Origin of the sequence: Shimwellia pseudoproteus (genome assembly GCF_016415625.1) — a bacterium.
Lineage (GTDB): Bacteria > Pseudomonadota > Gammaproteobacteria > Enterobacterales > Enterobacteriaceae > Shimwellia > Shimwellia pseudoproteus.
In genome coordinates this window covers 47022-73842 of sequence record NZ_WBXP01000015.1, presented here as the reverse complement: position 1 = coordinate 73842, position 26821 = coordinate 47022, and the positions used below count along the sequence as shown (strand labels likewise).

At 51.0% G+C, this 26821-nt stretch carries 47 protein-coding genes; 3 read left to right on the top strand and 44 right to left on the bottom strand.

All coding sequences use genetic code 11. The features are described from left to right. Window positions 1-47: 47 nt before the first annotated feature. A complete protein-coding gene (gene trkA, locus F9C28_RS09085; RefSeq protein ID WP_199014899.1) occupies window positions 48-1424 on the top strand; it encodes a Trk system potassium transporter TrkA in 1377 nt (458 codons plus the stop codon). A gap of 135 nt (window positions 1425-1559) precedes the next feature. Beyond that, window positions 1560-1973, top strand: coding sequence for a large-conductance mechanosensitive channel protein MscL (gene mscL, locus F9C28_RS09080; RefSeq protein ID WP_199014898.1), 414 nt, complete (start codon window positions 1560-1562; stop codon window positions 1971-1973). On the opposite strand, the gene F9C28_RS09075 is transcribed toward mscL, so the two are convergent. From F9C28_RS09075 to fkpA, 42 genes are all read right to left on the bottom strand, one after another. Further along, window positions 1909-2187, bottom strand: coding sequence for an alternative ribosome-rescue factor A (locus F9C28_RS09075; protein WP_199014897.1), 279 nt, complete (start codon window positions 2185-2187; stop codon window positions 1909-1911). The two genes, mscL and F9C28_RS09075, sit on opposite strands and share 65 nt — an antisense overlap. Before the next feature lie 63 nt (window positions 2188-2250). Beyond that, window positions 2251-2664, bottom strand: a complete 414-nt coding sequence (gene zntR, locus F9C28_RS09070) for a Zn(2+)-responsive transcriptional regulator (RefSeq protein ID WP_199014896.1) — start codon at window positions 2662-2664, stop codon at window positions 2251-2253. Further along, window positions 2664-3032, bottom strand: coding sequence for a DnaJ family domain-containing protein (locus F9C28_RS09065; RefSeq protein WP_199014895.1), 369 nt, complete (start codon window positions 3030-3032; stop codon window positions 2664-2666). Before F9C28_RS09065 ends, zntR begins: the two co-directional genes overlap by 1 nt. A 103-nt stretch (window positions 3033-3135) precedes the next feature. Beyond that, window positions 3136-3522: a 50S ribosomal protein L17 gene (gene rplQ, locus F9C28_RS09060; protein ID WP_199014894.1), complete on the bottom strand. Its 387-nt coding sequence runs from the start codon at window positions 3520-3522 to the stop codon at window positions 3136-3138. A gap of 40 nt (window positions 3523-3562) precedes the next feature. Next, window positions 3563-4552 carry a DNA-directed RNA polymerase subunit alpha gene (locus F9C28_RS09055; protein ID WP_109949105.1) on the bottom strand — a complete coding sequence of 330 codons (990 nt, stop codon included), beginning with the start codon at window positions 4550-4552 and terminating at the stop codon, window positions 3563-3565. Between the two features lie 25 nt (window positions 4553-4577). Continuing rightward, the gene (gene rpsD / locus F9C28_RS09050) at window positions 4578-5198 is read right to left on the bottom strand and encodes a 30S ribosomal protein S4 (protein WP_002445357.1); all 621 of its coding nucleotides are present in this window, start codon (window positions 5196-5198) and stop codon (window positions 4578-4580) included. 33 nt (window positions 5199-5231) lie between these two features. Then, on the bottom strand, window positions 5232-5621 hold the full coding sequence (rpsK, locus tag F9C28_RS09045; RefSeq protein ID WP_199014893.1) for a 30S ribosomal protein S11: 390 nt from the start codon (window positions 5619-5621) through the stop codon (window positions 5232-5234). A 17-nt stretch (window positions 5622-5638) separates the two neighbouring features. Further along, complete coding sequence (gene rpsM, locus F9C28_RS09040; protein WP_199014892.1) at window positions 5639-5995, bottom strand: 30S ribosomal protein S13; 357 nt, start codon at window positions 5993-5995, stop codon at window positions 5639-5641. A 145-nt stretch (window positions 5996-6140) separates the two neighbouring features. Beyond that, a complete protein-coding gene (gene rpmJ, locus F9C28_RS09035; protein ID WP_000868187.1) occupies window positions 6141-6257 on the bottom strand; it encodes a 50S ribosomal protein L36 in 117 nt (38 codons plus the stop codon). Between the two features lie 31 nt (window positions 6258-6288). After that, window positions 6289-7620 (bottom strand): preprotein translocase subunit SecY, encoded by a 1332-nt coding sequence (gene secY / locus F9C28_RS09030; protein ID WP_199014891.1) that lies wholly within the window; start codon window positions 7618-7620, stop codon window positions 6289-6291. A gap of 7 nt (window positions 7621-7627) precedes the next feature. Next, a complete protein-coding gene (gene rplO / locus F9C28_RS09025; RefSeq protein ID WP_199014890.1) occupies window positions 7628-8062 on the bottom strand; it encodes a 50S ribosomal protein L15 in 435 nt (144 codons plus the stop codon). 3 nt (window positions 8063-8065) lie between these two features. After that, window positions 8066-8245, bottom strand: a complete 180-nt coding sequence (gene rpmD, locus F9C28_RS09020) for a 50S ribosomal protein L30 (RefSeq protein ID WP_002438695.1) — start codon at window positions 8243-8245, stop codon at window positions 8066-8068. A gap of 6 nt (window positions 8246-8251) precedes the next feature. Then, window positions 8252-8752, bottom strand: coding sequence for a 30S ribosomal protein S5 (gene rpsE / locus F9C28_RS09015; RefSeq protein WP_002445361.1), 501 nt, complete (start codon window positions 8750-8752; stop codon window positions 8252-8254). Window positions 8753-8766: 14 nt separating this feature from the next. After that, window positions 8767-9120: a 50S ribosomal protein L18 gene (rplR, locus tag F9C28_RS09010; protein WP_000358960.1), complete on the bottom strand. Its 354-nt coding sequence runs from the start codon at window positions 9118-9120 to the stop codon at window positions 8767-8769. A 9-nt stretch (window positions 9121-9129) separates the two neighbouring features. After that, window positions 9130-9663 (bottom strand): 50S ribosomal protein L6, encoded by a 534-nt coding sequence (gene rplF, locus F9C28_RS09005; RefSeq protein ID WP_199014889.1) that lies wholly within the window; start codon window positions 9661-9663, stop codon window positions 9130-9132. Window positions 9664-9675: 12 nt separating this feature from the next. Continuing rightward, the gene (gene rpsH, locus F9C28_RS09000; RefSeq protein WP_002445363.1) at window positions 9676-10068 is read right to left on the bottom strand and encodes a 30S ribosomal protein S8; all 393 of its coding nucleotides are present in this window, start codon (window positions 10066-10068) and stop codon (window positions 9676-9678) included. Window positions 10069-10101: 33 nt separating this feature from the next. Then, window positions 10102-10407 (bottom strand): 30S ribosomal protein S14, encoded by a 306-nt coding sequence (gene rpsN / locus F9C28_RS08995; protein ID WP_002445366.1) that lies wholly within the window; start codon window positions 10405-10407, stop codon window positions 10102-10104. A 14-nt stretch (window positions 10408-10421) separates the two neighbouring features. Continuing rightward, window positions 10422-10961 carry a 50S ribosomal protein L5 gene (gene rplE / locus F9C28_RS08990; protein ID WP_199014888.1) on the bottom strand — a complete coding sequence of 180 codons (540 nt, stop codon included), beginning with the start codon at window positions 10959-10961 and terminating at the stop codon, window positions 10422-10424. A 14-nt stretch (window positions 10962-10975) separates the two neighbouring features. Beyond that, window positions 10976-11290: a 50S ribosomal protein L24 gene (rplX, locus tag F9C28_RS08985; RefSeq protein WP_199014887.1), complete on the bottom strand. Its 315-nt coding sequence runs from the start codon at window positions 11288-11290 to the stop codon at window positions 10976-10978. Between the two features lie 10 nt (window positions 11291-11300). Then, window positions 11301-11672 carry a 50S ribosomal protein L14 gene (gene rplN, locus F9C28_RS08980; RefSeq protein ID WP_199014886.1) on the bottom strand — a complete coding sequence of 124 codons (372 nt, stop codon included), beginning with the start codon at window positions 11670-11672 and terminating at the stop codon, window positions 11301-11303. Between the two features lie 163 nt (window positions 11673-11835). Continuing rightward, complete coding sequence (rpsQ, locus tag F9C28_RS08975; RefSeq protein WP_199014885.1) at window positions 11836-12090, bottom strand: 30S ribosomal protein S17; 255 nt, start codon at window positions 12088-12090, stop codon at window positions 11836-11838. After that, window positions 12090-12281 carry a 50S ribosomal protein L29 gene (rpmC, locus tag F9C28_RS08970; protein ID WP_199014884.1) on the bottom strand — a complete coding sequence of 64 codons (192 nt, stop codon included), beginning with the start codon at window positions 12279-12281 and terminating at the stop codon, window positions 12090-12092. The genes rpsQ and rpmC overlap by 1 nt, the downstream gene beginning before the upstream one ends. Next, window positions 12281-12691 (bottom strand): 50S ribosomal protein L16, encoded by a 411-nt coding sequence (gene rplP, locus F9C28_RS08965; protein ID WP_002445382.1) that lies wholly within the window; start codon window positions 12689-12691, stop codon window positions 12281-12283. Before rplP ends, rpmC begins: the two co-directional genes overlap by 1 nt. Before the next feature lie 12 nt (window positions 12692-12703). Beyond that, on the bottom strand, window positions 12704-13405 hold the full coding sequence (gene rpsC / locus F9C28_RS08960; protein WP_000529945.1) for a 30S ribosomal protein S3: 702 nt from the start codon (window positions 13403-13405) through the stop codon (window positions 12704-12706). Between the two features lie 17 nt (window positions 13406-13422). Next, a complete protein-coding gene (rplV, locus tag F9C28_RS08955; RefSeq protein WP_199014883.1) occupies window positions 13423-13755 on the bottom strand; it encodes a 50S ribosomal protein L22 in 333 nt (110 codons plus the stop codon). Between the two features lie 14 nt (window positions 13756-13769). Then, window positions 13770-14048 (bottom strand): 30S ribosomal protein S19, encoded by a 279-nt coding sequence (gene rpsS, locus F9C28_RS08950; RefSeq protein WP_001138115.1) that lies wholly within the window; start codon window positions 14046-14048, stop codon window positions 13770-13772. Window positions 14049-14064: 16 nt separating this feature from the next. Beyond that, window positions 14065-14886: a 50S ribosomal protein L2 gene (gene rplB / locus F9C28_RS08945; protein ID WP_199014882.1), complete on the bottom strand. Its 822-nt coding sequence runs from the start codon at window positions 14884-14886 to the stop codon at window positions 14065-14067. 19 nt (window positions 14887-14905) lie between these two features. Further along, window positions 14906-15208 carry a 50S ribosomal protein L23 gene (gene rplW / locus F9C28_RS08940; RefSeq protein ID WP_002445388.1) on the bottom strand — a complete coding sequence of 101 codons (303 nt, stop codon included), beginning with the start codon at window positions 15206-15208 and terminating at the stop codon, window positions 14906-14908. Then, window positions 15205-15810: a 50S ribosomal protein L4 gene (gene rplD / locus F9C28_RS08935; protein ID WP_007369811.1), complete on the bottom strand. Its 606-nt coding sequence runs from the start codon at window positions 15808-15810 to the stop codon at window positions 15205-15207. Before rplD ends, rplW begins: the two co-directional genes overlap by 4 nt. Before the next feature lie 10 nt (window positions 15811-15820). Beyond that, entirely contained in the window at window positions 15821-16450 is a 630-nt protein-coding gene (gene rplC, locus F9C28_RS08930; RefSeq protein ID WP_199014881.1) for a 50S ribosomal protein L3, read from the bottom strand. A gap of 32 nt (window positions 16451-16482) precedes the next feature. Continuing rightward, entirely contained in the window at window positions 16483-16794 is a 312-nt protein-coding gene (gene rpsJ / locus F9C28_RS08925; protein WP_199014880.1) for a 30S ribosomal protein S10, read from the bottom strand. A gap of 331 nt (window positions 16795-17125) precedes the next feature. Further along, window positions 17126-17602, bottom strand: a complete 477-nt coding sequence (gene bfr / locus F9C28_RS08920) for a bacterioferritin (RefSeq protein WP_199014879.1) — start codon at window positions 17600-17602, stop codon at window positions 17126-17128. 71 nt (window positions 17603-17673) lie between these two features. Then, entirely contained in the window at window positions 17674-17868 is a 195-nt protein-coding gene (gene bfd, locus F9C28_RS08915) for a bacterioferritin-associated ferredoxin (protein ID WP_199014878.1), read from the bottom strand. A gap of 168 nt (window positions 17869-18036) precedes the next feature. Beyond that, window positions 18037-19221, bottom strand: a complete 1185-nt coding sequence (gene tuf / locus F9C28_RS08910) for an elongation factor Tu (RefSeq protein WP_199014877.1) — start codon at window positions 19219-19221, stop codon at window positions 18037-18039. A 68-nt stretch (window positions 19222-19289) separates the two neighbouring features. After that, complete coding sequence (gene fusA / locus F9C28_RS08905) at window positions 19290-21404, bottom strand: elongation factor G (RefSeq protein ID WP_199014876.1); 2115 nt, start codon at window positions 21402-21404, stop codon at window positions 19290-19292. Window positions 21405-21498: 94 nt separating this feature from the next. Beyond that, window positions 21499-21969 (bottom strand): 30S ribosomal protein S7, encoded by a 471-nt coding sequence (gene rpsG / locus F9C28_RS08900; RefSeq protein ID WP_199014875.1) that lies wholly within the window; start codon window positions 21967-21969, stop codon window positions 21499-21501. 96 nt (window positions 21970-22065) lie between these two features. After that, window positions 22066-22440 carry a 30S ribosomal protein S12 gene (rpsL, locus tag F9C28_RS08895; RefSeq protein WP_000246815.1) on the bottom strand — a complete coding sequence of 125 codons (375 nt, stop codon included), beginning with the start codon at window positions 22438-22440 and terminating at the stop codon, window positions 22066-22068. Between the two features lie 118 nt (window positions 22441-22558). After that, window positions 22559-22843 (bottom strand): sulfurtransferase complex subunit TusB, encoded by a 285-nt coding sequence (gene tusB / locus F9C28_RS08890; RefSeq protein WP_199014874.1) that lies wholly within the window; start codon window positions 22841-22843, stop codon window positions 22559-22561. Window positions 22844-22867: 24 nt separating this feature from the next. After that, a complete protein-coding gene (gene tusC / locus F9C28_RS08885) occupies window positions 22868-23224 on the bottom strand; it encodes a sulfurtransferase complex subunit TusC (RefSeq protein WP_199014873.1) in 357 nt (118 codons plus the stop codon). Continuing rightward, window positions 23224-23610 carry a sulfurtransferase complex subunit TusD gene (gene tusD / locus F9C28_RS08880; RefSeq protein WP_199014872.1) on the bottom strand — a complete coding sequence of 129 codons (387 nt, stop codon included), beginning with the start codon at window positions 23608-23610 and terminating at the stop codon, window positions 23224-23226. The genes tusC and tusD overlap by 1 nt, the downstream gene beginning before the upstream one ends. Continuing rightward, window positions 23610-24338, bottom strand: a complete 729-nt coding sequence (locus F9C28_RS08875) for a helix-turn-helix transcriptional regulator (RefSeq protein ID WP_199014871.1) — start codon at window positions 24336-24338, stop codon at window positions 23610-23612. The genes tusD and F9C28_RS08875 overlap by 1 nt, the downstream gene beginning before the upstream one ends. Before the next feature lie 255 nt (window positions 24339-24593). Next, window positions 24594-25412, bottom strand: a complete 819-nt coding sequence (gene fkpA / locus F9C28_RS08870) for an FKBP-type peptidyl-prolyl cis-trans isomerase (protein ID WP_199014870.1) — start codon at window positions 25410-25412, stop codon at window positions 24594-24596. Between the two features lie 241 nt (window positions 25413-25653). Between fkpA and F9C28_RS08865 the strand changes: the two genes are divergently transcribed. Then, window positions 25654-25872, top strand: coding sequence for a protein SlyX (locus F9C28_RS08865; RefSeq protein ID WP_199014869.1), 219 nt, complete (start codon window positions 25654-25656; stop codon window positions 25870-25872). Between the two features lie 72 nt (window positions 25873-25944). Here the strand turns inward: F9C28_RS08865 and slyD are convergent, their stop codons facing one another. Beyond that, a complete protein-coding gene (slyD, locus tag F9C28_RS08860; protein WP_199014868.1) occupies window positions 25945-26517 on the bottom strand; it encodes a peptidylprolyl isomerase in 573 nt (190 codons plus the stop codon). A 94-nt stretch (window positions 26518-26611) separates the two neighbouring features. Then, a complete protein-coding gene (locus F9C28_RS08855; protein ID WP_199014867.1) occupies window positions 26612-26812 on the bottom strand; it encodes a YheV family putative zinc ribbon protein in 201 nt (66 codons plus the stop codon). Window positions 26813-26821 lie beyond the last annotated feature (9 nt).

Genomic DNA, 26821 nt, shown 5'->3' with positions numbered 1-26821 from the left:
CCGCCCAGGCGGTGGTAAGTTTCATTAATCGCGATGTCTAGAATTCAATGAAAATTATTATATTAGGTGCCGGCCAGGTGGGCGGAACCCTGGCAGAAAACCTGGTCGGTGAGAATAACGACATCACTATTGTTGATACCAATAGTGACCGGTTACGCGGCTTGCAGGACAAATACGATCTACGGGTTATTCAGGGCCACGGCTCGCACCCCAGAATACTGCGCGAGGCAGGAGCCGATGATGCAGATATGCTGGTGGCGGTAACCAGCTCTGACGAAACCAATATGATTGCCTGCCAGGTCGCCTATACCCTGTTTAATACCCCGAACCGTATCGCCCGTATTCGCGCGCCGGATTATGTCCGCGATGCGGAAAAACTGTTTACGCCGGAAGCGGTGCCCATTGACCACCTTATCGCGCCGGAACAACTGGTTATCGATAATATTTACCGGTTAATTGAATACCCGGGTGCTCTGCAAGTGGTGAATTTTGCGGAAGGTAAAGTGAGCCTTGCGGTGGTGAATGCGTATTACGGCGGCCCGCTGGTCGGGAATGCATTATCAACGCTGCGCGAGCATATGCCGCATATAGATACCCGCGTTGCCGCGATTTTCCGCCACGATCGTCCTATTCGCCCCCAGGGCTCCACCATTGTGGAGGCCGGTGATGAAGTCTTCTTTATTGCCGCTTCCCAGCACATTCGCGCAGTGATGAGCGAGCTGCAACGACTGGAAAAACCCTACAAGCGTATTATGCTGGTGGGTGGCGGTAACATCGGTGCTGGCCTTGCGAAGAAGCTGGAAAAAGATTACAGCGTCAAATTGATCGAGCGCGACCAGAAGCGCGCCGCCGAACTGGCAGAAAAACTCCAGGATACTATTGTCTTCTTCGGCGATGCGTCCGACCAGGAGCTGCTGGCGGAGGAGCATATTGAACAGGTAGATTTATTTATTGCCGTCACCAACGATGACGAAGCCAATATTATGTCTGCGATGCTGGCCAAACGGATGGGGGCCAAGAAAGTGATGGTGCTTATCCAGCGCCGGGCTTATGTGGATCTGGTTCAGGGCAGCGTGATTGATATTGCCATCTCCCCGCAGCAGGCAACCATTTCAGCCCTGCTTGGCCATGTGCGTAAAGCCGATATTGTCGGTGTATCGTCACTGCGCCGCGGAGTGGCCGAAGCCATTGAAGCGGTTGCGCACGGCGATGAAAGCACCTCCCGGGTGGTGGGCCGGGAAATTAACGAAATTAAACTGCCGCCGGGTACGATCATCGGGGCGGTAGTGCGGGGTAACGACGTGATGATTGCCAATAACAATCTGCGTATCGAACAGGGTGATCACGTGATAATGTTCCTGACTGATAAGAAATTTATCAGTGATGTGGAACGTCTGTTCCAGCCGAGCCCCTTCTTCTTGTAAGAGCCAGGCGGCTCCGGCCGCCTCTGACAAGTAATACGTAATAAAAAAAGCTAAACCTGGCTTATTTTCACATGCAATGGAAAATAGCCAATCCTTTGTTAAAATTATTAAATTCAGCAGTGCAAGGAGATAAAAATGAGTCTGTTAAAAGAATTTCGCGAATTCGCGATGCGGGGGAACGTCGTCGATCTGGCTGTCGGTGTCATCATCGGTGCAGCATTCGGTAAAATTGTCTCCTCACTGGTCGCTGATATTATCATGCCGCCGCTGGGCTTATTAATTGGCGGCATCGATTTCAAACAATTTGCCGTGACTTTGCGCCCGGCCGAAGGTGATATCCCGGCAGTGGTAATGCATTACGGTGTGTTTATCCAGAATATCTTCGATTTTGTCATTGTCGCCTTCGCCATCTTCATGGCCATTAAGGTGATCAATAAACTGAATCGCAAGAAAGAAGAACCGGCGGCAGCCCCGGCGGAGCCGACTAAAGAAGAAGCATTGCTGGGCGAAATTCGCGACCTGCTGAAAGAGCAGAACAACCGCAGCTAAGCGCACCAGATACCAGAAGGCCAGTGGTAAATAAGCGCATCGCTTGCTTGCCACTGGCCTCCAGTCCTTTCCCCTTCGCAAATTTGTCTTTCCGGCTGTAACTTCCTTTCCCTTTGCGATTTTTCTCCACCCGCTGACGAAATAATGGATCGTGCAGTAATGCCTGCAGGGCGCTGTCATTAATCTGGCCCTTGTTATGCTGATAACGGCTCATTGTTGCCTCCTGTTGATATGGTGCGCATCATGCGCCTGACGAAAAAAGAAATCAATAGTCTGTTTATTGACCACTGGCACCTCGCTCAAGGGTTTCAAGAATTGAGCAATAGACGCTGCTGTGAGAAGTGCCGCAGCAGACATCATCCAGTTTTTGCAGTGACGCACGCATATGCTCCAGCTCCGTGATACGCTGCTCAACCTCATTCAGCCTGGCCCGGACAATCGTCTTCGACTCCTGGCAGGTATGGTGTTCAGGATCGATACGGATCGACAGCAGCTCGCGGATCGCTTCAAGGGTGAAGCCGAGCTGTTTAGCATAGCGAATAAACTTCAGCCGCTGTAGATCCTGCTCGGTATAGAGGCGAAACCCGCCCTCGGTGCGAACCTCGTGTTCCATCATCTGCTGCTTTTCGTAATAACGAATGGTGTCCGGCGTTACGCAGGCCAGCTTGGCCAATTCCCCAATGCGGTACATTAGCGCTCCTCTATCTTGCCAAGTAGTTGATGGGTGTATTCCCCGTGCAGAAAATCGGTATTCATCCCGGCCTGACGCAATTTCATTTCCAGCAATGCCAGACGCTTGCTTATTGCCTGATAGTCAGGATGTTCCTGATGTATTGTTTTTAGCAAATCCGCCATTTCAATGGCTTCTTTACGCTGCTCCAGCTCCGGCGGCAGGCAGCCGGCATTCTTAAGCAGCCGGTATCCGGCCCGCAGTTCTTCTGGTACATGGGAATCATCATCAAGTATCAGAGGGGCCCCGGTACCGGGAAGATTATCAAACTGGCCGTTACGCTGGGCATCCAGAATATGGCGCTCAGCCCAGGCATCAAGTAACCACATGATATGGGCTCCGCAACAGAAGAGAGTAACGCTAGTGTATCTCGTTGCTGAATGACAGGCATAAAAAAACCCCGCAAGCGGGGCTTTTTTACGTTACTGCAAATTACTCTGCAGTAGCTTCTGCTTTCGATTCTGCGCGATCAACCAGCTCGATGTATGCCATCGGCGCATTGTCACCAGAACGGAAGCCACACTTCAGAATGCGAGTGTAACCACCGGTGCGGCTCGCGAAACGCGGGCCCAGCTCGTTAAACAGTTTTGCCACGATCTCGTTATCACGAGTACGGGCGAATGCCAGACGACGATTAGCAACGCTATCAGTCTTGGCAAGAGTAATCAGCGGCTCAACTACGCGGCGCAGCTCTTTCGCTTTAGGCAGGGTCGTCTTGATGATTTCATGACGAACCAGTGAACCTGCCATATTGCGGAACATAGCCTGGCGATGGCTGCTGTTGCGGTTCAGTTGACGACCACTCTTACGATGGCGCATGACCTTATCCTTCTCAGTAAAACCTTAACCTGTGATCCGGTTACTCGTCAGCAATGCTTGCCGGCGGCCAGTTTTCCAGGCGCATGCCCAGAGACAGACCACGTGAGGCCAGCACGTCTTTAATCTCGGTAAGAGATTTTTTACCCAGGTTCGGCGTTTTCAGCAACTCAACCTCGGTACGCTGTACCAGATCACCGATATAGTGGATAGCTTCTGCCTTGAGGCAGTTAGCAGAGCGGACAGTCAATTCCAGATCGTCAACAGGGCGCAGCAGGATCGGATCGAACTCTGGTTTCTCTTCTTTCACTTCCGGCTGACGTACATCACGTAAGTCAACGAAAGCTTCCAGTTGTTCAGCCAGAATGGTTGCCGCACGACGAATCGCCTCTTCAGGATCGATTGTGCCGTTGGTTTCCATTTCGATGACCAGCTTGTCCAGGTCGGTACGCTGCTCAACACGAGCTGCTTCAACATTGTAGGCAATACGCTCTACAGGGCTGTAGCAAGCATCGACCAGCAGACGGCCGATTGGGCGCTCATCTTCTTCCGAATGAATTCGGGCAGAGGCCGGCACATAACCACGACCGCGCTGAACTTTGATACGCATATTAATAGCTGCGTTCTCGTCAGTCAGGTGGCAGATCACGTGCTGCGGCTTGACGATTTCGACATCACCATCATGGGTAATGTCGGCTGCAGTCACAGGGCCAATGCCAGATTTATTCAAGGTAAGAATAACTTCATCTTTACCCTGAACTCTCACCGCCAGCCCTTTCAGGTTGAGCAGGATTTCCAGGATATCTTCCTGTACGCCTTCTTTGGTGCTGTACTCATGCAGTACACCATCAATCTCAACCTCAGTTACCGCACAACCCGGCATCGATGAGAGCAGAATACGGCGCAGTGCGTTACCCAAAGTATGGCCAAAGCCACGCTCTAATGGTTCAAGGGTCACCTTGGCGTGCGTCGAACTCACTTGCTCGATATCTACCAGGCGCGGTTTTAGAAACTCTGTCACAGAACCCTGCATTGTGTCCTCTCTTTGGTACTAAGCTTTACTTGGAGTAAAGCTCGACGATCAGGTGTTCGTTAATGTCCGCAGACAGATCAGAACGTTCTGGCTTACGCTTGAACGTACCTTCCATCTTGCCAGCATCAACTTCCAGCCAGGTTGGCTTTTCACGCTGCTCAGCCAGCTCCAGAGCTGCTTTCACGCGAGATTGCTTTTTCGCTTTCTCACGAATGCTAACAACGTCATTCGCTTTAACCTGATAAGAAGCGATGTTAACAACACGACCGTTTACCATGATAGCTTTGTGGCTAACCAGCTGACGTGATTCAGCACGAGTGGCGCCGAAGCCCATACGGTATACAACGTTGTCCAGACGACCTTCCAGCAGAGCCAACAGGTTTTCACCGGTGTTGCCTTTCAGACGTGCTGCTTCTTTATAGTAGTTACGGAACTGACGCTCCAGCACACCGTAGATACGGCGAACTTTTTGCTTTTCACGCAACTGCACACCATAGTCAGACAGACGCGGTTTACGCGCACCGTGCTGGCCAGGAGCTTGTTCAATTTTACACTTGGTATCGATCGCGCGAACGCCAGACTTAAGGAATAAGTCGGTACCCTCGCGACGGCTCAGCTTGAGCTTAGGACCCAAATATCTTGCCATTTTCTTTCTCCAACTAACCTGGAAAACGCAGCGTTATACGCGACGTTTTTTCGGCGGACGACAACCGTTATGAGGGATCGGAGTCACATCAGTAATATTAGTGATGCGGAAACCAGCGGCGTTCAGAGCACGAATAGTGGATTCGCGACCCGGACCCGGACCTTTGACCATAACTTCCAGATTCTTGATACCGTATTCTTTCACGGCGTCAGCGCAACGCTCTGCTGCAACCTGAGCTGCGAACGGAGTAGATTTGCGAGAACCACGGAAACCGGAACCACCGGCTGTTGCCCAACCCAGTGCGTTACCCTGACGATCAGTAATGGTAACGATGGTGTTGTTAAAAGAAGCATGGATATGAGCCACGCCATCAGAGACTTGTTTTTTTACACGTTTACGTGTACGAACAGGTGCCTTTGCCATTTATTCAATCACCCCGATTATTTCTTGATCGGTTTACGCGGACCCTTACGGGTACGTGCGTTGGTCTTAGTACGCTGACCGCGAACCGGCAGACCACGACGATGGCGTAAACCACGATAGGTACCAAGATCCATCAGGCGCTTGATGCTCATGCTGATTTCACGGCGCAGATCGCCTTCAACAACAAATTTGGCAACTTCGTCACGCAGCGTGTCGATTTGTCCTTCAGACAGCTCACTGATCTTAACATTTTCAGCGATACCCGCGGCAGCCAAAATGGCTTTAGAACGGGTCTTGCCGACGCCGTAGATCGAAGTTAATGCGATCACAGCATGTTTCTGATCAGGAATGTTAATGCCTGCTATACGGGCCACTATGCACTCCTACTATTGATTAGTACGCCCCATGCTGAAAAGCCCGTTTTCAGGATACTCAAATGGAAACGTACAGACATACAAAAGATTGGCTGGCTAATCTAGCCAGCTCAACCCAACTTTGCAAGAAAAATATGCGAGATAATCAGCCTTGACGCTGTTTATGCTTCGGCTCGGCGCTGCAAATCACACGAATAACGCCATCGCGTTTAACGATTTTGCAGTTACGACATAATTTCTTGACGGAAGCACGAACTTTCATTTTTACTCTCCGTAACTTCTCAAGCGACCAATTAACGGCCGTAGCCTTTCAGGTTCGCCTTCTTCAATGCAGACTCGTACTGACTAGACATCATCAGAGTTTGCACTTGAGCCATAAAGTCCATAATCACGACAACAACGATAAGCAGAGACGTACCACCGAAGTAGAACGGTACTTTCATTGCATCACGCATGAACTCCGGGATCAGGCAGATAAAAGTAATATACAACGCGCCGACCAGGGTCAGACGGGTCATCACTTTATCGATATACTTCGCCGTTTGCTCTCCCGGACGAATTCCTGGTACAAATGCACCGGACTTCTTCAGGTTATCTGCTGTTTCACGCGGGTTGAAGACCAACGCCGTGTAGAAGAAACAGAAGAAGATGATTGCAGACGCATAGAGTAACACATAAAGCGGTTGCCCTGGCTGCAAATACAGCGAAATTGTTGACAGCCAGTTCCAACCAGTCCCGCCCCCGAACCATGACGCGATGGTCGCCGGGAACAGAATGATACTAGAAGCAAAGATAGCAGGGATTACACCGGCCATATTTACTTTCAGCGGTAAATGTGTGCTCTGTGCTGCATAAACGCGACGTCCTTGCTGGCGTTTTGCATAGTTAACGACAATACGGCGTTGACCACGCTCTACAAACACCACGAAGAAGGTAACCGCGAATACTAGCACTGCAACCAGCAATAACAGAAGAAAGTGCAGGTCGCCTTGCCGCGCTTGCTCGATGGTATGGCCAATGGCCGGCGGTAAGCCCGCAACAATACCAGCGAAGATAATGATCGAAATACCGTTACCGATACCCCGTTCAGTGATCTGTTCACCCAGCCACATCAGGAACATTGTCCCGGTCACCAGGCTAACAACAGCGGTGAAATAGAATGCAAAGCCCGGATTTAACACCAGGCCCTGCATACCAGGCATATTCGGTAAGCCGGTAGCAATACCGACCGACTGAAATATTGCCAACACCAGAGTACCGTAACGGGTGTACTGGCTAATCTTACGACGACCAGACTCCCCTTCTTTCTTCAGTTCTGCCAGGGCCGGATGGACCACTGTCAGAAGTTGCACAATGATAGATGCCGAAATGTACGGCATAATACCCAGTGCGAAGATTGAAGCACGGCTGAGAGCACCACCAGAGAACATGTTAAACATTTCAATGATGGTGCCACGCTGTTGTTCAAGCAGTTTGGCAAGTACAGCGGCATCAATACCAGGGATCGGAATAAAAGAGCCAATACGGAATACAATCAGTGCGCCAATTACAAACAACAGTCTGCGCTTCAGCTCACCGAAACCGCCTTTAGCACTTTGAAAATCTAATCCCGGTTGTTTTGCCATCTGCTACTTATTCCTCGATTTTACCGCCAGCAGCTTCGATAGCAACACGAGCGCCTTTAGTCACGCGCAGGCCGCGAACAGTTACCGGACGAGCAACCTCGCCAGACAGAATCACTTTCGCGAATTCGATCTGGATACCGATAATGTTTGCTGCTTTCAGCGTATTCAGGTCAACTACGTCGCCTTCTACTTTAGCCAGATCAGAGAGACGAATCTCTGCAGTGATCGCAGCTTTGCGAGAAGTAAAACCGAACTTCGGCAGACGACGGTACAGTGGCATCTGGCCACCTTCGAAACCGCGACGTACGCCACCGCCAGAACGAGACTTCTGACCTTTGTGACCACGACCACCGGTTTTACCGAGGCCAGAACCGATACCACGGCCCAGACGCTTAGTGGACTGCTTAGACCCTTCGGCCGGAGACAGAGTATTTAAACGCATCTCTTACTCCTCAACTTTAACCATGTAGGAAATCGCGTTAACCATACCGCGGACCGCAGGAGTATCCTCGCGTTCTACAGTGTGGCCAATACGACGCAGACCCAGGCCAAGCAGCGTTGCCTTGTGTTTCGGCAGACGACCGATTGCACTGCGGGTTTGTGTGATTTTAATAGTCTTTGCCATGGTCAATTACCCCAGAATTTCTTCAACGGATTTACCACGCTTGGCAGCGACCATTTCCGGAGATTTCATATTTTCCAGACCATCGATAGTTGCACGAACCACGTTAATCGGGTTGGTGGAACCATACGCTTTAGCCAGAACGTTACGAACTCCAGCGACTTCCAGAACGGCGCGCATTGCACCACCGGCGATGATACCGGTACCTTCGGAAGCCGGCTGCATGAAGACACGAGACCCAGTGTGAGTACCCTTAACCGGGTGCTGCAGGGTGCCGTGGTTCAGCGCGACGTTAATCATATTGCGACGGGCTTTTTCCATCGCTTTCTGGATCGCTGCTGGAACTTCACGCGCTTTACCGTAACCAAAACCAACGCGACCGTTACCATCGCCAACTACAGTCAGAGCTGTGAAGGAGAAAATACGACCACCTTTAACGGTTTTAGATACGCGGTTTACCGCGATCAGCTTTTCCTGCAGTTCGCCAGCTTGTTTTTCGATGTGAGCCATCTTACACCTCTACCTTAGAACTGAAGGCCAGCTTCACGGGCAGCATCTGCCAGTGCCTGGACACGACCATGATATTGGAACCCGGAACGGTCAAAGGACACATCTTTAATGCCTTTTTCCAGAGCGCGTTCTGCAACAGCTTTACCTACAGCTGCGGCGGCGTCTTTGTTGCCGGTGTACTTCAGTTGTTCCGCGATAGCTTTTTCTACAGTAGAAGCGGCCACCAGAACTTCAGAACCGTTCGGTGCGATTACCTGTGCGTAAATATGACGCGGGGTACGATGTACCACCAGGCGGGTCGCGCCAAGCTCCTGGAGCTTGCGACGTGCGCGGGTCGCACGACGGATACGAGCAGATTTCTTATCCATAGTGTTACCTTACTTCTTCTTAGCCTCTTTGGTACGCACGACTTCGTCGGCGTAACGAACACCCTTGCCTTTATAAGGCTCAGGACGACGGTAGGCACGCAGATCAGCTGCAACCTGACCAATCACTTGTTTATCGGCACCTTTCAGTACGATTTCAGTCTGTGACGGACATTCTGCAGTGACACCTGCCGGCAGCTGATGTTCAACGGGATGAGAGAAACCCAGAGACAGGTTTACTGCATTCCCTTTGACTGCTGCACGGTAACCTACACCAACCAGCTGCAATTTCTTGGAGAAGCCTTCGGTAACACCGATTACTGCGGAGTTCAGCAGTGCACGAGCTGTACCAGCCTGTGCCCAACCATCTGCATAACCATCACGCGGACCAAAGGTCAGGTGATTGTCAGCATTTTTAACTTCTACAGCGTCGTTGATAGTACGAGTCAGCTCGCCATTTTTACCTTTGATCGTGATAACCTGACCGTTGATTTTTACATCAACACCGGCAGGAATGACGATCGGTGCTTTAGCAACACGAGACATTCTTTCCTCCGATTAGGCTACGTAGCAGATAATTTCGCCACCAAGACCAGCCTGGCGCGCTGCACGATCAGTCATAACACCTTTAGAGGTAGAAATAACAGCGATACCCAGTCCAGCCATAACTTTTGGCAGTTCGTCTTTGCGCTTATAAATGCGCAGACCAGGACGGCTTACACGCTGAATGCTTTCTACCACAGACTTGCCCTGGAAGTACTTCAGAGTAACTTCCAGTTCAGGCTTGGTGTCGCCTTCAACTTTAAAATCTTCAATATAACCTTCTTCCTTCAGCACGTTGGCAATTGCCACTTTCAGCTTGGAGGAAGGCATGGTGACCGCAACTTTGTTCGCGGCCTGACCGTTACGGATACGGGTCAGCATATCCGCGATCGGATCTTGCATGCTCATCTGTGTCTACTCCCGTGATTCTATTGGTGACAATTACCAGCTAGCCTTTTTCAGACCCGGAATTTCACCGCGCATAGCGGCTTCACGGACCTTGATACGGCTCAACCCGAATTTCCGCAGGAAACCGTGCGGACGACCAGTTTGGCGGCAGCGGTTACGCTGACGAGACGGGCTGGAATCACGCGGCAGACTCTGCAGCTTGAGAACAGCGTTCCAACGATCTTCATCAGATGCGTTAGCATCAGAGATGATCGCTTTCAGTTCTGCGCGTTTAGCGAAGAATTTTTCAGCCAAAGCTTCGCGCTTTTCTTCGCGAGCTTTCATTGATTGCTTAGCCATGAAGTAACCCTACCTTACTTGCGGAACGGGAAGTCAAAGGCAGCCAGCAGAGCACGGCCTTCATCATCAGTTTTCGCAGTAGTGGTAATGGTAATATCCAAACCACGAACGCGATCGACTTTGTCATAGTCGATTTCTGGGAAGATGATCTGCTCACGGACACCCATGCTGTAGTTGCCACGACCGTCGAAAGACTTAGCGGAAAGACCGCGGAAGTCACGGATACGAGGAACAGCAATAGTGATCAGGCGCTCAAAGAACTCCCACATGCGTTCGCCACGCAGAGTTACTTTACAGCCGATCGGATAGCCCTGACGGATTTTGAAGCCTGCAACAGATTTGCGTGCTTTGGTGATCAGCGGTTTTTGACCGGAGATTGCTGTCAGGTCAGCTGCTGCGTTATCCAGCAGTTTCTTGTCAGCGATCGCTTCACCAACACCCATGTTCAGGGTGATCTTCTCGACCCGAGGGACTTGCATGACAGAATTGTAGTTAAACTCAGTCATGAGTTTATTAACTACTTCGTCTTTGTAGTAATCATGCAGTTTCGCCATCGTACTACTCCAAATTACTTGATAGTTTCGCTATTAGATTTGAAGAAACGGACTTTTTTGCCGTCTTCGAATCTAAAGCCTACACGGTCAGCCTTGCCGGTTGCCGCGTTGAAGATTGCAACGTTAGAAACCTGAAGCGCAGCTTCTTTTTCTACGATGCCGCCTGGTTGGTTCAGGGCCGGAACCGGCTTCTGATGTTTTTTAACCAGGTTGATACCTTCAACAATGATCTTGCCGGAAGACAGAACATTTTTTACTTTACCGCGCTTACCTTTATCTTTACCGGTTAACACGATAACTTCGTCATCACGACGGATTTTAGCTGCCATGATTCGCTCCTTAGAGTACTTCTGGTGCCAGAGAGATAATTTTCATGAACTTTTCGTTACGGAGTTCACGAGTTACCGGCCCAAAAATACGGGTACCGATAGGCTGCTCGCTGTTATTGTCTAAAATAACGCATGCATTACTATCGAAACGAATGACAGAACCGTCCGGGCGACGAACACCCTTCCTGGTGCGCACCACTACCGCTTTCAGCACATCGCCTTTTTTGACCTTACCACGCGGAATTGCTTCCTTGATGGTGATCTTGATGATGTCGCCTACGCCTGCGTAGCGACGGTGCGAGCCACCCAGAACCTTGATACACATTACGCGACGTGCACCGGAATTGTCGGCGACGTTCAGCATAGTCTGTTCTTGGATCATTTCAGTGCTCCGCTAATGTCAACTACTACTGAGACCCTAAATTCGGATCGTTAAAAAACCCCATATCGGGGGCGCGGCATTATAACACCGCTTCCTGCGTATGGGTAGAAAAAATAAACGGCTCATCGCTGAGCCGTTTATTCGTAAGAGAAAAGGTACTGTATTACAGAACCGCTTTCTCTACAACGCGAACCAGCGCCCAGGACTTAGTCTTGGACAGCGGACGGCATTCGCGGATTTCAACCACGTCACCGATACCGCATTCGTTGTTCTCGTCATGTACGTGCAGTTTGGTCGTACGCTTGATGAATTTACCGTAGATCGGGTGTTTCACGAAACGTTCGATGGCAACAACAATGGATTTCTCCATTTTGTCGCTAACAACGCGACCTTGCAGAGTACGGATTTTATCGTTCATTACGCACCCGCCTTCTCAGTCAGTAAAGTCTTAATGCGTGCGACATCATGACGCACTTGCTTCAGCAGATGGGTCTGCTGCAGCTGGCCGCTAGCGGCCTGCATGCGCAGGTTGAACTGTTCGCGCAGCAGGTTCAGCAGTTCAGCGTTCAGCTCTTCAACGCTTTTTTCACGCAGCTCTTTTGCTTTCATTACATCACCGTCTTAGTTACAAAGGTGGTTTTGATCGGCAGTTTCGCTGCTGCCAGGCTGAATGCTTCACGGGCCAGCTCTTCCGGTACACCGTCCATTTCATACAGGACTTTACCCGGTTGGATCAGGGCAACCCAATACTCCACGTTACCCTTACCTTTACCCATACGCACTGCCAGCGGTTTTTCAGTGATCGGTTTGTCCGGGAATACACGGATCCAGATCTTACCTTGACGCTTAACTGCACGGGTCATGGCACGACGTGCTGCTTCGATCTGACGTGCAGTCAGACGACCACGGCCAACAGCTTTCAGACCGAAAGTGCCGAAGCTAACATCCGTACCAGCAGCCAGGCCACGGTTACGGCCTTTGTGCATCTTACGGAATTTTGTACGCTTTGGTTGTAACATCAGCGACGCTCCTTATTTACGGCCTTTACGCTGCTGCTTTTTAGGTTGCGCAGCCGGTTTTTCCGGTTGTTCAACAGCAGCCATACCACCCAGGATCTCACCTTTGAAGATCCACACTTTAACGCCGATTACACCATAAGTGGTGTGCGCTTCAGAGGTGTTGTAGTCGATGTCAGCACGCAGAGTGTGCAACGGTACGCGACCTTCGCGGTACCATTCGGTACGTGCGATTTCCGCGCCGCCCAGACGGCCGCTAACTTCAACTTTAATACCTTTAGCGCCCAGACGCATGGCGTTCTGTACAGCACGCTTCATAGCACGACGGAACATAACACGACGTTCCAGCTGAGAAGTGATGCTGTCAGCAACCAGTTTTGCGTCCAGTTCAGGTTTACGAACTTCGGCGATATTGATCTGTGCAGGAACGCCAGCGATATCCGCTACGACCTTGCGCAGTTTTTCAACGTCTTCACCTTTTTTACCGATAACGATACCCGGGCGAGCAGTGTGAATAGTCACACGGATGCTTTTAGCCGGACGCTCGATAACGATACGAGATACAGACGCTTTAGCCAGTTCCTTAGTAAGGTACTGACGTACTTTAAAATCGCTGTCCAGGTTGTCAGCGAATTCTTTGGTGTTCGCAAACCAGGTAGAGTTCCATGGTTTAACAATACCCAGGCGAATACCATTAGGATGTACTTTCTGACCCATTGCTAGTCTCCAGAGTCTCAGCGATCGGACACAACCACAGTAATGTGGCTGGTGCGCTTCAGGATGCGATCTGCACGACCTTTCGCACGCGGCATAATGCGCTTCATGCTTGGGCCTTCGTCTACGAAAATTTTCGTGATTTTCAGATCGTCAATGTCAGCGCCATCGTTGTGTTCGGCGTTAGCAATAGCAGATTCCAGTACTTTCTTGACCAACTCAGCAGCTTTCTTGTTGGTGTAGGTCAGGATTTCCAGAGCCTGTGACACTTTCTTACCGCGGATCAGGTCAGCCACAAGGCGAACCTTCTGAGCAGAAGAACGAGCATGGCGATGTTTAGCGATAGTTTCCATCTCTTCCTCCTACCTTATTTCTTTTTGGCTTTTTTATCAGCCGCATGGCCGCGATAAGTACGGGTCGGTGCGAATTCACCCAGTTTGTGACCAACCATTTCGTCGGAAACAAAAACTGGAACGTGCTGACGACCATTATGGACAGCGATGGTCAAACCGATCATGTTTGGAAAGATCGTTGAACGACGGGACCAAGTGCGCAGGGGCTTCTTGTCTCCGCTTTCCACCGCTTTCTCTACCTTCTTCAGCAAGTGCAGGTCAATAAAAGGACCTTTCTTGAGAGAACGTGGCATGGCTTATCCTCTAAAATTATTTGCTACGGCGACGTACGATGAATTTATCAGTACGCTTGTTGCTGCGGGTCTTCTTACCTTTGGTCTGCAGGCCCCACGGGGATACCGGGTGCTTACCAAAGTTACGACCTTCACCACCACCATGTGGGTGATCGACCGGGTTCATCGCAGTACCGCGAACGGTAGGACGAACACCACGCCAACGTGCAGCACCTGCTTTACCCAGAACGCGCAGCATATGCTCAGCATTGCCAACTTCGCCCAGAGTTGCACGGCAATCTGCTTCGACTTTACGCATTTCACCAGAACGCAGACGCAGGGTGACATAAGCACCATCGCGCGCAACGATCTGAACGTAAGTACCAGCAGAACGCGCCAGCTGACCGCCTTTACCCGGTTTCATTTCTACGTTATGAACGGTAGAACCAACTGGGATATTGCGCATCGGCAGGGTGTTACCCGCTTTGATTGCAGCATCAACGCCAGACTGAATCTGGTCGCCAGCTTTCAGGCCTTTAGGGGCCAGGATGTAACGGCGCTCGCCGTCTTTGTACAGAACCAGTGCGATGTTCGCAGAGCGGTTCGGATCGTACTCAAGACGTTCAACAACTGCCGGGATACCGTCTTTGTTGCGTTTGAAGTCAACAATACGGTAAGCCTGTTTGTGACCACCACCGATATGACGGGTAGTGATACGACCATTGTTGTTACGGCCACCGGATTTGCTGTTCTTTTCCAGCAACGGAGCAAAAGGTTTGCCCTTATGCAGCTCAGGGTTTACCACTTTAACAACGTGGCGACGACCCGGAGATGTCGGTTTACATTTAACAATTGCCATTGTTCTTTACTCCTCCGACTTACTCTGCGCCGCCGATGAAGTCCAGATTCTGGCCTTCTTTCAGGGTGACGTAAGCTTTTTTCCAGTCGCTACGACGACCAACACGCTGTCCATGACGTTTAACTTTCCCTTTAACAACCAGGGTGTTTACGTCTTTAACTTCTACTTCGAACAGCTTCTGTACAGCAGCAACGATCTCTGCTTTGGTCGCGTCTTTAGCAACTTTGAGAACGATGGTGTTAGTTTTTTCCATCGCGGTAGATGCTTTTTCAGATACGTGCGGCGCGCGCAGCACTTTCAGCAGACGTTCTTCACGGATCATGCCAGCATCTCCTCAACTTGCTTAACTGCATCAGCAGTCATTACGACTTTGTCGAAGGCGATCAGGCTAACCGGGTCGATACCTGTAGCATCACGTACGTCAACCTTGTGCAGGTTGCGTGCAGCCAGGAACAGATTTTCATCCAGTTCACCGGTGATGATCAGCACATCTTCCAGAGCCATGTCTTTCAGTTTCTGTGCCAGCAGCTTAGTTTTAGGCGCTTCAACAGAGAACTGCTCGACAACGATCAGACGATCCTGACGTACCAGTTCAGACAGGATGCTTTTCAGCGCCCCACGGTACATCTTTTTGTTAACTTTTTGACTGTGATCCTGCGGACGTGCAGCGAAGGTTACGCCACCAGAACGCCAGATCGGGCTCTTAATAGAACCAGAACGTGCACGACCAGTGCCTTTCTGGCGCCACGGTTTTTTACCGGAGCCAGTTACTTCAGCACGAGTTTTCTGCGCACGAGTACCCTGACGGGCACCTGCTGCATAAGCAACAACAACCTGGTGAACCAGCGCTTCGTTGAAATCACGACCGAAGGTAGTTTCGGAAACAGTCAGCGCGCTCTGCGCGTCTTTCAGTACTAATTCCATTGCTATCCCCTTACGCCTTCACAGCCGGTTTAACAATCAGGTCGCTACCGGTTGCACCCGGGACCGCACCTTTAACCAGCAGCAGGTTGCGCTCAGCGTCAACACGTACTACATCCAGGCTCTGAACAGTTACGCGTTCGTTACCCAGTTGACCTGCCATTTTCTTGCCTTTGAACACTTTGCCCGGAGTCTGGTTCTGACCGATAGAACCCGGAACGCGGTGAGACAAGGAGTTACCGTGAGTAGCGTCCTGGGTACGGAAGTTCCAGCGCTTAACGGTACCGGCGAAACCTTTACCTTTAGAGGTACCGGTTACGTCAACTTTTTTAACTTCAGCAAACAGCTCAACGCTAATGTCCTGACCTACGGTGTATTCTTCGCCTTCTGCAAGACGGAATTCCCACAGGCCGCGGCCAGCTTCAACGCCAGCTTTAGCGAAGTGACCAGCTTCCGGCTTGGTTACACGGTTAGCTTTTTTAGCACCGGTAGTAACCTGAACTGCACGGTAGCCGTCGCTAGCCAGATCTTTGATCTGAGTAACGCGGTTTGCTTCAACTTCGATAACGGTTACTGGGATAGATACGCCTTCTTCGGTGAAGACGCGGGTCATACCCACTTTTTTACCGACTAAACCAATCATTGTTTCAACCTCTCAATCGCTCGATGACCTGATTAACCCAGGCTGATCTGCACGTCTACACCGGCAGCCAGATCCAGACGCATCAGAGCATCAACGGTTTTCTCGGTTGGCTCAACGATGTCAACCAGACGCTTATGAGTGCGGATTTCGTACTGATCACGCGCATCTTTGTTGACGTGCGGAGAGATCAGAACGGTAAAGCGCTCTTTGCGGGTCGGCAGCGGGATCGGACCACGGACTTGCGCACCAGTGCGCTTAGCAGCCTCGACGATTTCCGCAGTTGATTGATCGATCAGACGATGATCAAACGCTTTCAGGCGGATACGGATTCTTTGGTTCTGCATGAGACCAGAGCTCCAATTATTTATAGACGAAATGATTACTCCTCGTACCCATTACGATTGATGGGAGAGTGTAATCGTTCTTACGTTGCCCCCCAATTGGGAGCGTTGTTATGGCAAACATTCTGCCGTGGCTCTTTCGAACCTGCTCGTCGAATTAGACAAGCCCGCGCATTATACGTAAATCCACGAATGAAGCAAGTGACGGGTGAAAAATAGTCACTGGTAAACGCAATAAATGTGCCGTCCCCTGCCCTTTTCTTGCCACTGGCCAGAAACAACAAAACCCGCCGCAGCGGGTTTACATTCAGCACAAGAACAGCCTGCGTCGCGCTTAGCTTTGCTCTTTGATCTGGGTTTGCAGGTAATTTTGCAGCCCAATCTTACCGATCAGATCCAGTTCCGTTTCCAGCCAGTCGATATGGTGTTCTTCTTCCGACAGAATACCGATAAGCATATCGCGGCTGACATAATCATGCACGCTATCGGCATAGGCAATGGCCTCACGCAAATCTTTTGCGCCTTCCATTTCCAGTTTCAGATCTGACTGCAGCATTTCTTCAACATCTTCGCCGATATGCAGCTTACCCAGGTCCTGCAAATTGGGGATACCCTCCAGAAATAAAATACGCTCAATATATTTATCCGCGTGTTTCATCTCATCAATGGATTCGTGGTATTCCACCTCATTGAGGCGCAATAACCCCCAATTTTTAAACATCCGGGCATGAAGGAAATACTGGTTGATTGCGACAAGCTCGTTTCCCAATAATTTATTGAGATAATTTATAATCTTAACATCACCTTTCATTATATAGACCTCCGCTTCCACTTATTGAAGCGTAGATGCGCGGACGGGGATGTCAAAGTAAAGACGTGCTGTCAGGCAATCTCCTGATATTCAGGTATCGCGGTTAGCTCTTCCTGCATCAGCTCACGCACGGCGCGGACGCACTTGCCGCACTGGTTTCCTACCGGAATAAATTTGCGCAATTGCTGGAAAGACTGGGGATGATATTGACGAACGGCCTGGCGAATTTTTTTATCGCTAATACCATTACAAAGACATACGTACATAGCCACTCCTGCTTAAATTACGCCCAAAGTGTAAATGAGAATAATTATGATTACAATAGCAGCGCCAGGGGATTAATGCTCAGGATGGTGGTTTATTTTGTAAGATTTGTGATCGACACAAAAAGCAAAAGGGCGCCGAAGCGCCCTTTTCAGTTCATTAGCTAAATATTAGCCCAGAACTTTAGCAACAACGCCCGCACCTACAGTACGGCCGCCTTCACGGATTGCGAAACGCAGACCGTCGTCCATCGCGATCGGGTGGATCAGGGTAACAACCATTTTGATGTTGTCGCCCGGCATTACCATCTCAACACCTTCCGGCAGTTCGATGGTACCAGTCACGTCAGTAGTACGGAAGTAGAACTGCGGACGGTAGCCTTTGAAGAACGGAGTATGACGGCCGCCTTCGTCTTTGGACAGGATGTACACTTCAGATTCGAACTTGGTGTGCGGGTTGATGGAACCCGGTTTAGCCAGAACCTGGCCACGTTCGATTTCTTCACGTTTGATACCGCGCAGCAGAACACCAACGTTCTCACCAGCACGGCCTTCGTCCAGCAGTTTGCGGAACATTTCAACGCCGGTACAGGTAGATTTAGCGGTATCTTTGATACCAACGATTTCTACTTCGTCACCCACTTTGATGATGCCGCGTTCTACACGACCGGTAACTACAGTACCACGGCCGGAGATGGAGAATACGTCTTCGATAGGCAGCAGGAACGGCTTGTCGATAGCACGTTCTGGTTCCGGGATGTAAGAATCCAGGGTTTCAGCCAGTTCGATGATTTTAGCTTCCCACTCTGCTTCGCCTTCCAGCGCTTTCAGCGCAGAACCGCGGATGATCGGAGTGTCGTCGCCCGGGAAGTCGTACTGAGACAGAAGTTCACGAACTTCCATTTCAACCAGTTCCAGCAGCTCTTCGTCATCAACCATGTCGCATTTGTTCAGGAACACGATGATGTACGGAACGCCTACCTGGCGACCCAGCAGGATGTGTTCACGGGTCTGCGGCATCGGGCCGTCAGTCGCAGCAACAACCAGGATCGCGCCGTCCATCTGAGCAGCACCAGTGATCATGTTTTTAACATAGTCGGCGTGCCCCGGGCAGTCTACGTGAGCGTAGTGGCGGGTCGGGGTATCGTATTCAACGTGAGAAGTGTTGATGGTGATACCACGTGCTTTTTCTTCCGGCGCGTTATCGATCTGGTCGAATGCACGAGCAGCACCGCCGTAGGTTTTAGCCAGTACGGTGGTGATTGCAGCGGTCAGAGTGGTTTTACCATGGTCAACGTGACCGATAGTACCGACGTTAACGTGCGGTTTTGTACGTTCAAATTTTTCTTTAGACACGGCTATATTCCTTACTATTACGCTCTCACCTTACGGAGAGAGCGCGGGATCATTGTGTTAACCCTGGATTATTTACCACGGGCTTCAATTACGGCCTGAGCAACGTTGTTCGGCGCGTCATCATACTTCAGGAACTCCATGGAGTAAGAAGCACGACCTTTGGTCAGAGAACGCAGCTGAGTTGCATAACCAAACATTTCAGACAACGGAACTTCAGCGTGAATGATAACGCCAGTTACGTTGGTTTCCTGGCCTTTCAGCATACCACGACGACGGCTAAGGTCACCGATAACGTCACCAGTGTTCTCTTCCGGGCTTTCTACTTCAACCTTCATGATAGGCTCAAGCAGAACTGGTTTCGCTTTCTTAAAGCCATCTTTAAAGGCAATAGACGCGGCCAGTTTAAACGCCAGTTCAGAGGAGTCAACATCGTGGTAAGAACCGAAGTGCAGACGCACGCCAAGGTCAACTACCGGGTAACCAGCCAGAGGGCCAGACTTCAGCTGCTCCTGGATACCTTTATCAACAGCAGGGATGTATTCGCCAGGGATTACGCCGCCTTTGATGTCGTTGATAAATTCGTAGCCTTTCGGGTTAGAACCCGGCTCCAGCGGGTACATGTCGATAACAACATGACCGTACTGACCACGACCACCAGACTGTTTCGCGTGTTTACCTTCGATATCGGTAACTTTCGCACGAATCGCTTCGCGGTAAGCAACCTGAGGTTTACCAACGTTCGCTTCAACGTTGAATTCACGTTTCATACGGTCAACGATGATGTCGAGGTGCAGCTCACCCATACCGGCGATAATGGTCTGGTTAGATTCTTCGTCAGTCCATACGCGGAAAGACGGGTCTTCTTTAGCCAGACGGCCCAGAGCCAGACCCATTTTTTCCTGGTCAGCTTTGGTTTTCGGTTCAACCGCGATGGAGATAACCGGTTCCGGGAATTCCATACGTTCCAGAATGATCGGTTTTTCCGGATCACACAGGGTGTCACCGGTGGTCACGTCTTTCAGACCGATCGCCGCAGCGATATCACCTGCGCGAACTTCTTTGATCTCTTCACGTTTGTTCGCGTGCATCTGTACGATACGACCGAAACGTTCACGTGCAGCTTTCACGGAGTTCAGTACGGTATCACCAGAGTTAACCACACCGGAGTACACGCGGAAGAAGGTCAGGTTACCCACAAACGGGTCGGTAGCGATTTTGAACGCCAGGGCCGCGAACGGCTCGTTGTCGTCAGAATGACGCTCTGCCGGAGTATCTTTACCGTCGTCCAGGATACCTTTGATAGCCGGAACGTCTACCGGAGACGGCAGATATTCGATTACCGCATCCAGCATTGCCTGAACACCTTTGTTCTTAAATGCAGAACCACAGGTAACCAGGATGATTTCGTTGTTCAGAACGCGCTGACGCAGTGCGCCTTTGATCTCTTCCTCGGTCAGCTCTTCACCGCCCAGGTATTTTTCCATCAGCTCTTCAGATGCTTCAGCTGCGGATTCGATCAGGTTCTGGTGCCATTCGTTGGCCAGTTCAACCATGTCAGCCGGGATATCTTCGTATTCGAAGGTAACGCCAGCGTCTTCTTCGTTCCAGTTGATGGCTTTCATTTTCACCAGGTCAACAACACCGGTGAAATGTTCTTCAGCACCAATGGCCAGCTGCAGCGGAACCGGAGTCGCGCCCAGACGGGTTTTGATCTGGTCAACAACTTTCAGGAAGTTCGCACCCATACGGTCCATTTTGTTAACGAACGCGATACGTGGAACTTTGTATTTGTTAGCCTGACGCCATACAGTTTCAGACTGCGGCTGAACACCACCAACGGCGCAGTAAACCATTACCGCACCGTCGAGCACACGCATGGAACGTTCTACTTCGATGGTGAAGTCAACGTGCCCCGGGGTGTCGATGATGTTGATGCGATGCGGTTCATACTGTTTGGCCATACCAGACCAGAAAGCAGTAGTCGCAGCGGACGTGATGGTGATACCACGTTCCTGTTCCTGTTCCATCCAGTCCATGGTAGCTGCGCCATCATGAACTTCACCGATTTTATGGTTTACACCGGTGTAGAACAGAATACGTTCGGTAGTAGTGGTTTTACCGGCGTCGATGTGTGCACTGATACCGATATTACGGTAGCGTGCAATGGGTGTTGTACGAGCCATTTGATTCCTCTATTCCTGGGACGTTCAAGTTAAGTTGCCAAGGAGCGGGCGGCTTACCTGAAGCGCCCGCCTGGTGACTAACACTCCGAAGGGATTACCAACGGTAGTGAGCGAACGCCTTGTTGGCTTCTGCCATACGGTGAACGTCTTCACGTTTCTTAACTGCAGTGCCTTTGTTTTCTGCAGCATCAGAAAGTTCGTTCGCCAGACGCAGAGCCATGGATTTATCACCGCGTTTACGAGCAGCTTCTACGATCCAACGCATTGCCAGGGCATTACGACGAACCGGACGGACTTCAACTGGAACCTGGTAAGTAGAACCACCTACACGGCGGGACTTAACTTCGACAGTCGGACGCACGTTTTCGAGCGCGATATCAAAAGCTTCCAGTTCAGTTTTACCAGAACGCTGAGCCAGGGTCTCCAGCGCGCTGTATACGATTGCTTCTGCAGTAGATTTTTTACCGTCTACCATCAGGATGTTGACGAATTTAGCCAGCAGTTCTGATCCGAACTTCGGAACCGGCAGAATTTTACGCTGACCAATTACGCGACGACGTGGCATGGAAATACTCCGTTGTTAATTCAGGATTGTCCAAAACTCTACGAGTTTAGTTTGACATTAAAGTTAAAACGTTTGGCCTTACTTAACGGAGAACCATTAAGCCTTAGGACGCTTAACGCCGTATTTGGAGCGAGCTTGCTTACGGTCTTTAACGCCGGAGCAGTCAAGCGCACCGCGTACGGTGTGGTAACGAACACCTGGCAGGTCTTTAACACGACCGCCACGGATCAGAATAACGGAGTGTTCCTGCAGGTTGTGGCCTTCACCACCGATGTAGGAAGTCACTTCGAAACCGTTAGTCAGACGAACACGGCAAACTTTACGCAGTGCGGAGTTCGGTTTTTTAGGAGTGGTGGTATATACACGAGTACATACGCCACGTTTCTGCGGGCATGCTTCCAGTGCCGGCACGTTGCTCTTTGCAACTTTGCGCGCACGTGGTTTGCGTACCAGCTGGTTAACTGTTGCCATTAAATAGCTCCTGGTTTTGCTTCGTAAACACGTAATAAAACGGCCTCATACAATATGAGGACGCAGAATTTTAGGGCTGAGCCGAAAAGGTGTCAAGAAATATACAGCAATCCCGCACTTACCAGGCCATTTGCGCACGATGTTGTGCGGCAAGTCTGACAAATTCAGTATAGCTAACCCTTTTCACCGCGGTCGAAATTTGAGCAGCAAGTCCCCTTGCCGCCAGATCCTTACCGAGCACCGACACAGAGATAGGGGCGGCCAGCAGTAAATCAAGGGCAGGGCCGGGCAACGCCGCGATAACGCCATTCTGGATCAACAGCACATCGTCCCCGGGACTCAGTGCCGCCATCAGCGTCGTCATATCGCACTCCCCGGGGGAGTGGCTAAGTGTGTGCAGCATAGAAACCTTCAGAAATCGAAACCTTCAGAAAGTGAAAACGACATCGAATTCAGCAAGCCGGGCGCGGATCGCCTCCGCACTCAGCCGTTCGGCATCAAGAATTAACGGCGCCTGCGCCAGCCCCCGCGCCTGTAGCGACGGCTCGCATACCATGCAATCGTCGATGTCATACAGCGGCAGCACTTTAAACGTGGCGATATAGTCCCGGGCCAGTATCGCACCCGGCTGCTGCCCCGCAAGCAACTGCATCACGCCATCACCAATAAAAAAAACCCCCGGGTTATCACTTAACGCCGAGGTCGCCAACAGCGCATCCAGCCCTTCCCGGCCAGCACTGGTGCCATGTGGAGCACTTTTAAAGACAAAAGCGATACGTTTCATCAGAACTGCACCATCCGGTCACACGTTAATGCCGCTTCCGCCAGGCCGCCTAACCCGCTGAGGGTAAAACCCGGCTGCAAATTCGCGCCACCCAGCCCGAGGCGCTCAGCCTCCTGCTGGTCCGTGACGCCCCGGCGCAGCGCCGCCGCCACACAAATATTCAGCGTCACGCCGTGTTGCGCCTGCAACTGCTGCCAGGCGCGCACCATATCGAACTCATCGCTGGCCGGGCTGGTCAGTTGATTGGCGTTGTACACCCCTTCCCGGTAGAAAAAGACACTATCCAGGCAGTGCCCTTCCGCCAGTAATGCCTGGGCGAACTGCAGCGCACTGCTGGATTGTTGCGTACCATAAGCCGGGCCGGTAACCAGTAAACCAAAACGCATTACTTATCCTGCCCGCTGAAGTCGCCGTTTTTAAACTGGCGAATATAGAGGTATACCGTGTGCTTGGAGATGTTCAGTCGATCGGCCACCTGGTTGATGGCGTCTTTGATATCGAAGATCCCTTTCTCATACAGATTCAGAACAATCTGGCGATTCTTGGCGTTGTTGGACACGCTGCGATCGGCATTGACTTCCTCGATGGTGAACTCCAGGGTCTGGGTCACCAGATCCTCGACGGATGACGCAAAGTTCACAGTTGATGGCACATCCAGATCTTCCGTCTCGGGGGGAATAAAGGTGTTCATTATCTGCGAGAACGGCACATCGAGGTTCATATTAATGCACAGCAGGCCGATAACCCGGTGATCCCGGTTACGAATAGCAATAGTGACGGACTTCATGAGCACGCCGCTTTTCGCCCGGGTGAAATAACACTTGGACACGCTGCTGTCGGCACCGGTCATATCATGCAGCATCCGCAGGGCCAGGTCGGTAATCGGGGAGCCAATTTTGCGGCCGGTGTGTTCGCCGTTGGCGATACGCACCGCGGAACATTTCAGATCCTGCAACGAATGCAGAACAATTTCACAATGGGGACCAATCAGCATAGCTAACCCATCCACCACAGCCTCGTAGGATTTAAGAATATCAAAGTCGGAGGGCTCAAATGGACGCTGATCCAGTAAATCTAATTCACTGGTTTCATTGGTTAAAAGCGAACTGGACATGAAAAAATACCACCCTATTTAAAGAGCCTGTCGTTTTTTCGCTGTCAGGGCAGACTCATCTCTCAATTAACGTGCGAGTAATAAAAGTAATACAGCAACAAATGGGTTTTCCAGCATTAATTATACTGAGTGTTTACCAGGTTGCGCAGTGCGGCAGGTCAAGGAGGTGCGGTACAGCCGGCCTGGCCAGAAGAATGTGGCGTAATAAACAAAAACCGCCGCCCAAAGGCAGCGGTTTTCTCAGCGTAAAGACGATTATTTCGCTTTACCGGCTTCAGCAGCGCTTTTGGCTTCTGGTTTAGCGTCAGCTTTAGGCGCCGGTTTGATGTCCAGCAGCTCAACGTCAAACACCAGCGTGGAGTTAGCCGGGATCCCCGGAACACCGGTTTTACCGTAAGCCAGATCCGGCGGGATAACCAGTTTGATCTGGCCACCTTTCTTGATATTTTTCAGGCCTTCAGTCCAGCCCGGGATAACACCGTCAAGACGGAAAGACAGCGGCTCACCGCGGGAGTAAGAGTTATCAAACTCTTTACCGTCTATCAGTGTGCCTTTGTAGTTCACGACCACGGTATCGGTATCTTTCGGCGCGTCACCGGTACCGGCTTTCTCTACCTGATACAGCAGGCCGCTGGCGGTTTTCTTCACGCCCTTCTCTTTGGCGAAGGCATCACGGAATTTCTGGCCTTTGTCAGCGTTCTCTTTGGCGTCTTTTTCCATTTTCGCCTGGGCTGCGGTTTTCACCCGCGCTTCGAAGGTCTGCAGGGTCTGTTCAATCTGCTGATCAGAGAGCTTGCTCTTATCGGCAAAGGCGTCCTGAACACCGGCAATCAGCTGGCTTTTATCCAGTTTGATACCCAGTTTTTCCTGTTCCTGCAGGGAGTTCTCCATATAACGCCCCAGAGAGGCGCCCAGTGCATATGCAGATTTCTGGTCGTCATTCTTAAATGCCGCTTTGCTGTCCTGGGTGGTGGCAGCATCTTTTGCCGCAGCCGGGGCAGCCAGTACCGCCGGCGCATTAAGGGCCACGGCCATCGTGGTCGCCAGCAGCGTGACTTTAAACAGTGATTTCATCCATTTTCTCCAGGGCCGGGGCATCTCGCCCCAGGTTAATAACATGTTGAACGCACTACTATACCGTTGCGAAGGAAATCTACACAATCGTCAGTGGCGCATTCAGGTTCATTTCAGACTCTTTTCGCATAAATAAGTTTCCCTGACGGACCCGACGCCTGTAAACAATGCAGAAATTCAGTAAAATTGGCATCTGCCTGCGCCCATTTCGGGGTGACAAGCCAGCACCGGAGACATCAAGATGCAGCATACGTCAAGCGAAACACGCCTGGCCGAATTGGAAAGCCGCCTGGCCTTTCAGGAAATTACAATCGAAGAGCTAAACCAAACGGTAACAGCCCACGAGCTGGAACTGGCAAAAATCCGCGAGCACCTGCGCCTTCTGGTGGAGAAACTGAAAGCCAGCCAGCCGTCAATGGTGGCCTCACAGTCAGAAGAAACACCGCCGCCCCACTACTGATGCCGCCGCGGTATCTGCCAGCCACAAAAAAGCCGCGTAATACGCGGCTTTTTTATTACAGCAAGCGGCAGATTAATGGCAACCGCAGCCGCCGTTTCCGCAACCGCCTTTACCGTGTTCATGATCATGACCGTGGCCGCCGCAGCACCCGTCTTCACCGTGTTCGTGATGATTATCGTGTTCACCGTGAACGTGGCCGTGGGCCAGTTCTTCTTCGGTAGCTTCACGAATCGCAACCACTTCTACGTTGAATTTCAGGTTCTGGCCAGCCAGCATATGGTTACCGTCAACGGTAACGTGATCGTCTTCAACGGCAGTGATTTCAACCGGTACCGGACCCTGGTCAGTTTCAGCCAGGAAACGCATACCCACCTGCAGCTCGTCAACGCCCATAAAGACGTCTTTCGGCACACGCTGCACTAAATTTTCGTCGTACTGACCGTAAGCGTCATTTGCGCCAACGCTAACGTCGAATTTATCACCAACTTCATGACCTTCCAGCGCATTTTCCAGGCCAGAGATCAGGGAACCGTGACCATGCAGATAGTCCAGCGGCGCACTCACCGGAGACTCATCAACTAATACACCATCTTCTGTACGTACCTGATAGGCCAGGCTGACCACCAGGTCTTTTGCTACTTTCATGATATCTCCTGAGCGTGAGAAACAAAGTGGCGCCGATTGTAGCCGAAATCAGCGCCTGTGTACCCCATAGCTTAAAAAAAGGAGACCGATAACGCTAGTCCGGATGAAAAATGCCGATAACCGACTCCTCTTTGCGAATATGCTCTTTGACTTGTTTATCGGCTTCACGCATCTGGTGGCCACACTTAACACACTCAACAATATCGACATTATTTTCCCGCCACATGGCGAGCGTATCCTGGGCCTGGCAAGCGGGGCATTTCGCCCCGGCAATAAAACGCTTACGTACTGGCATGACGACCTC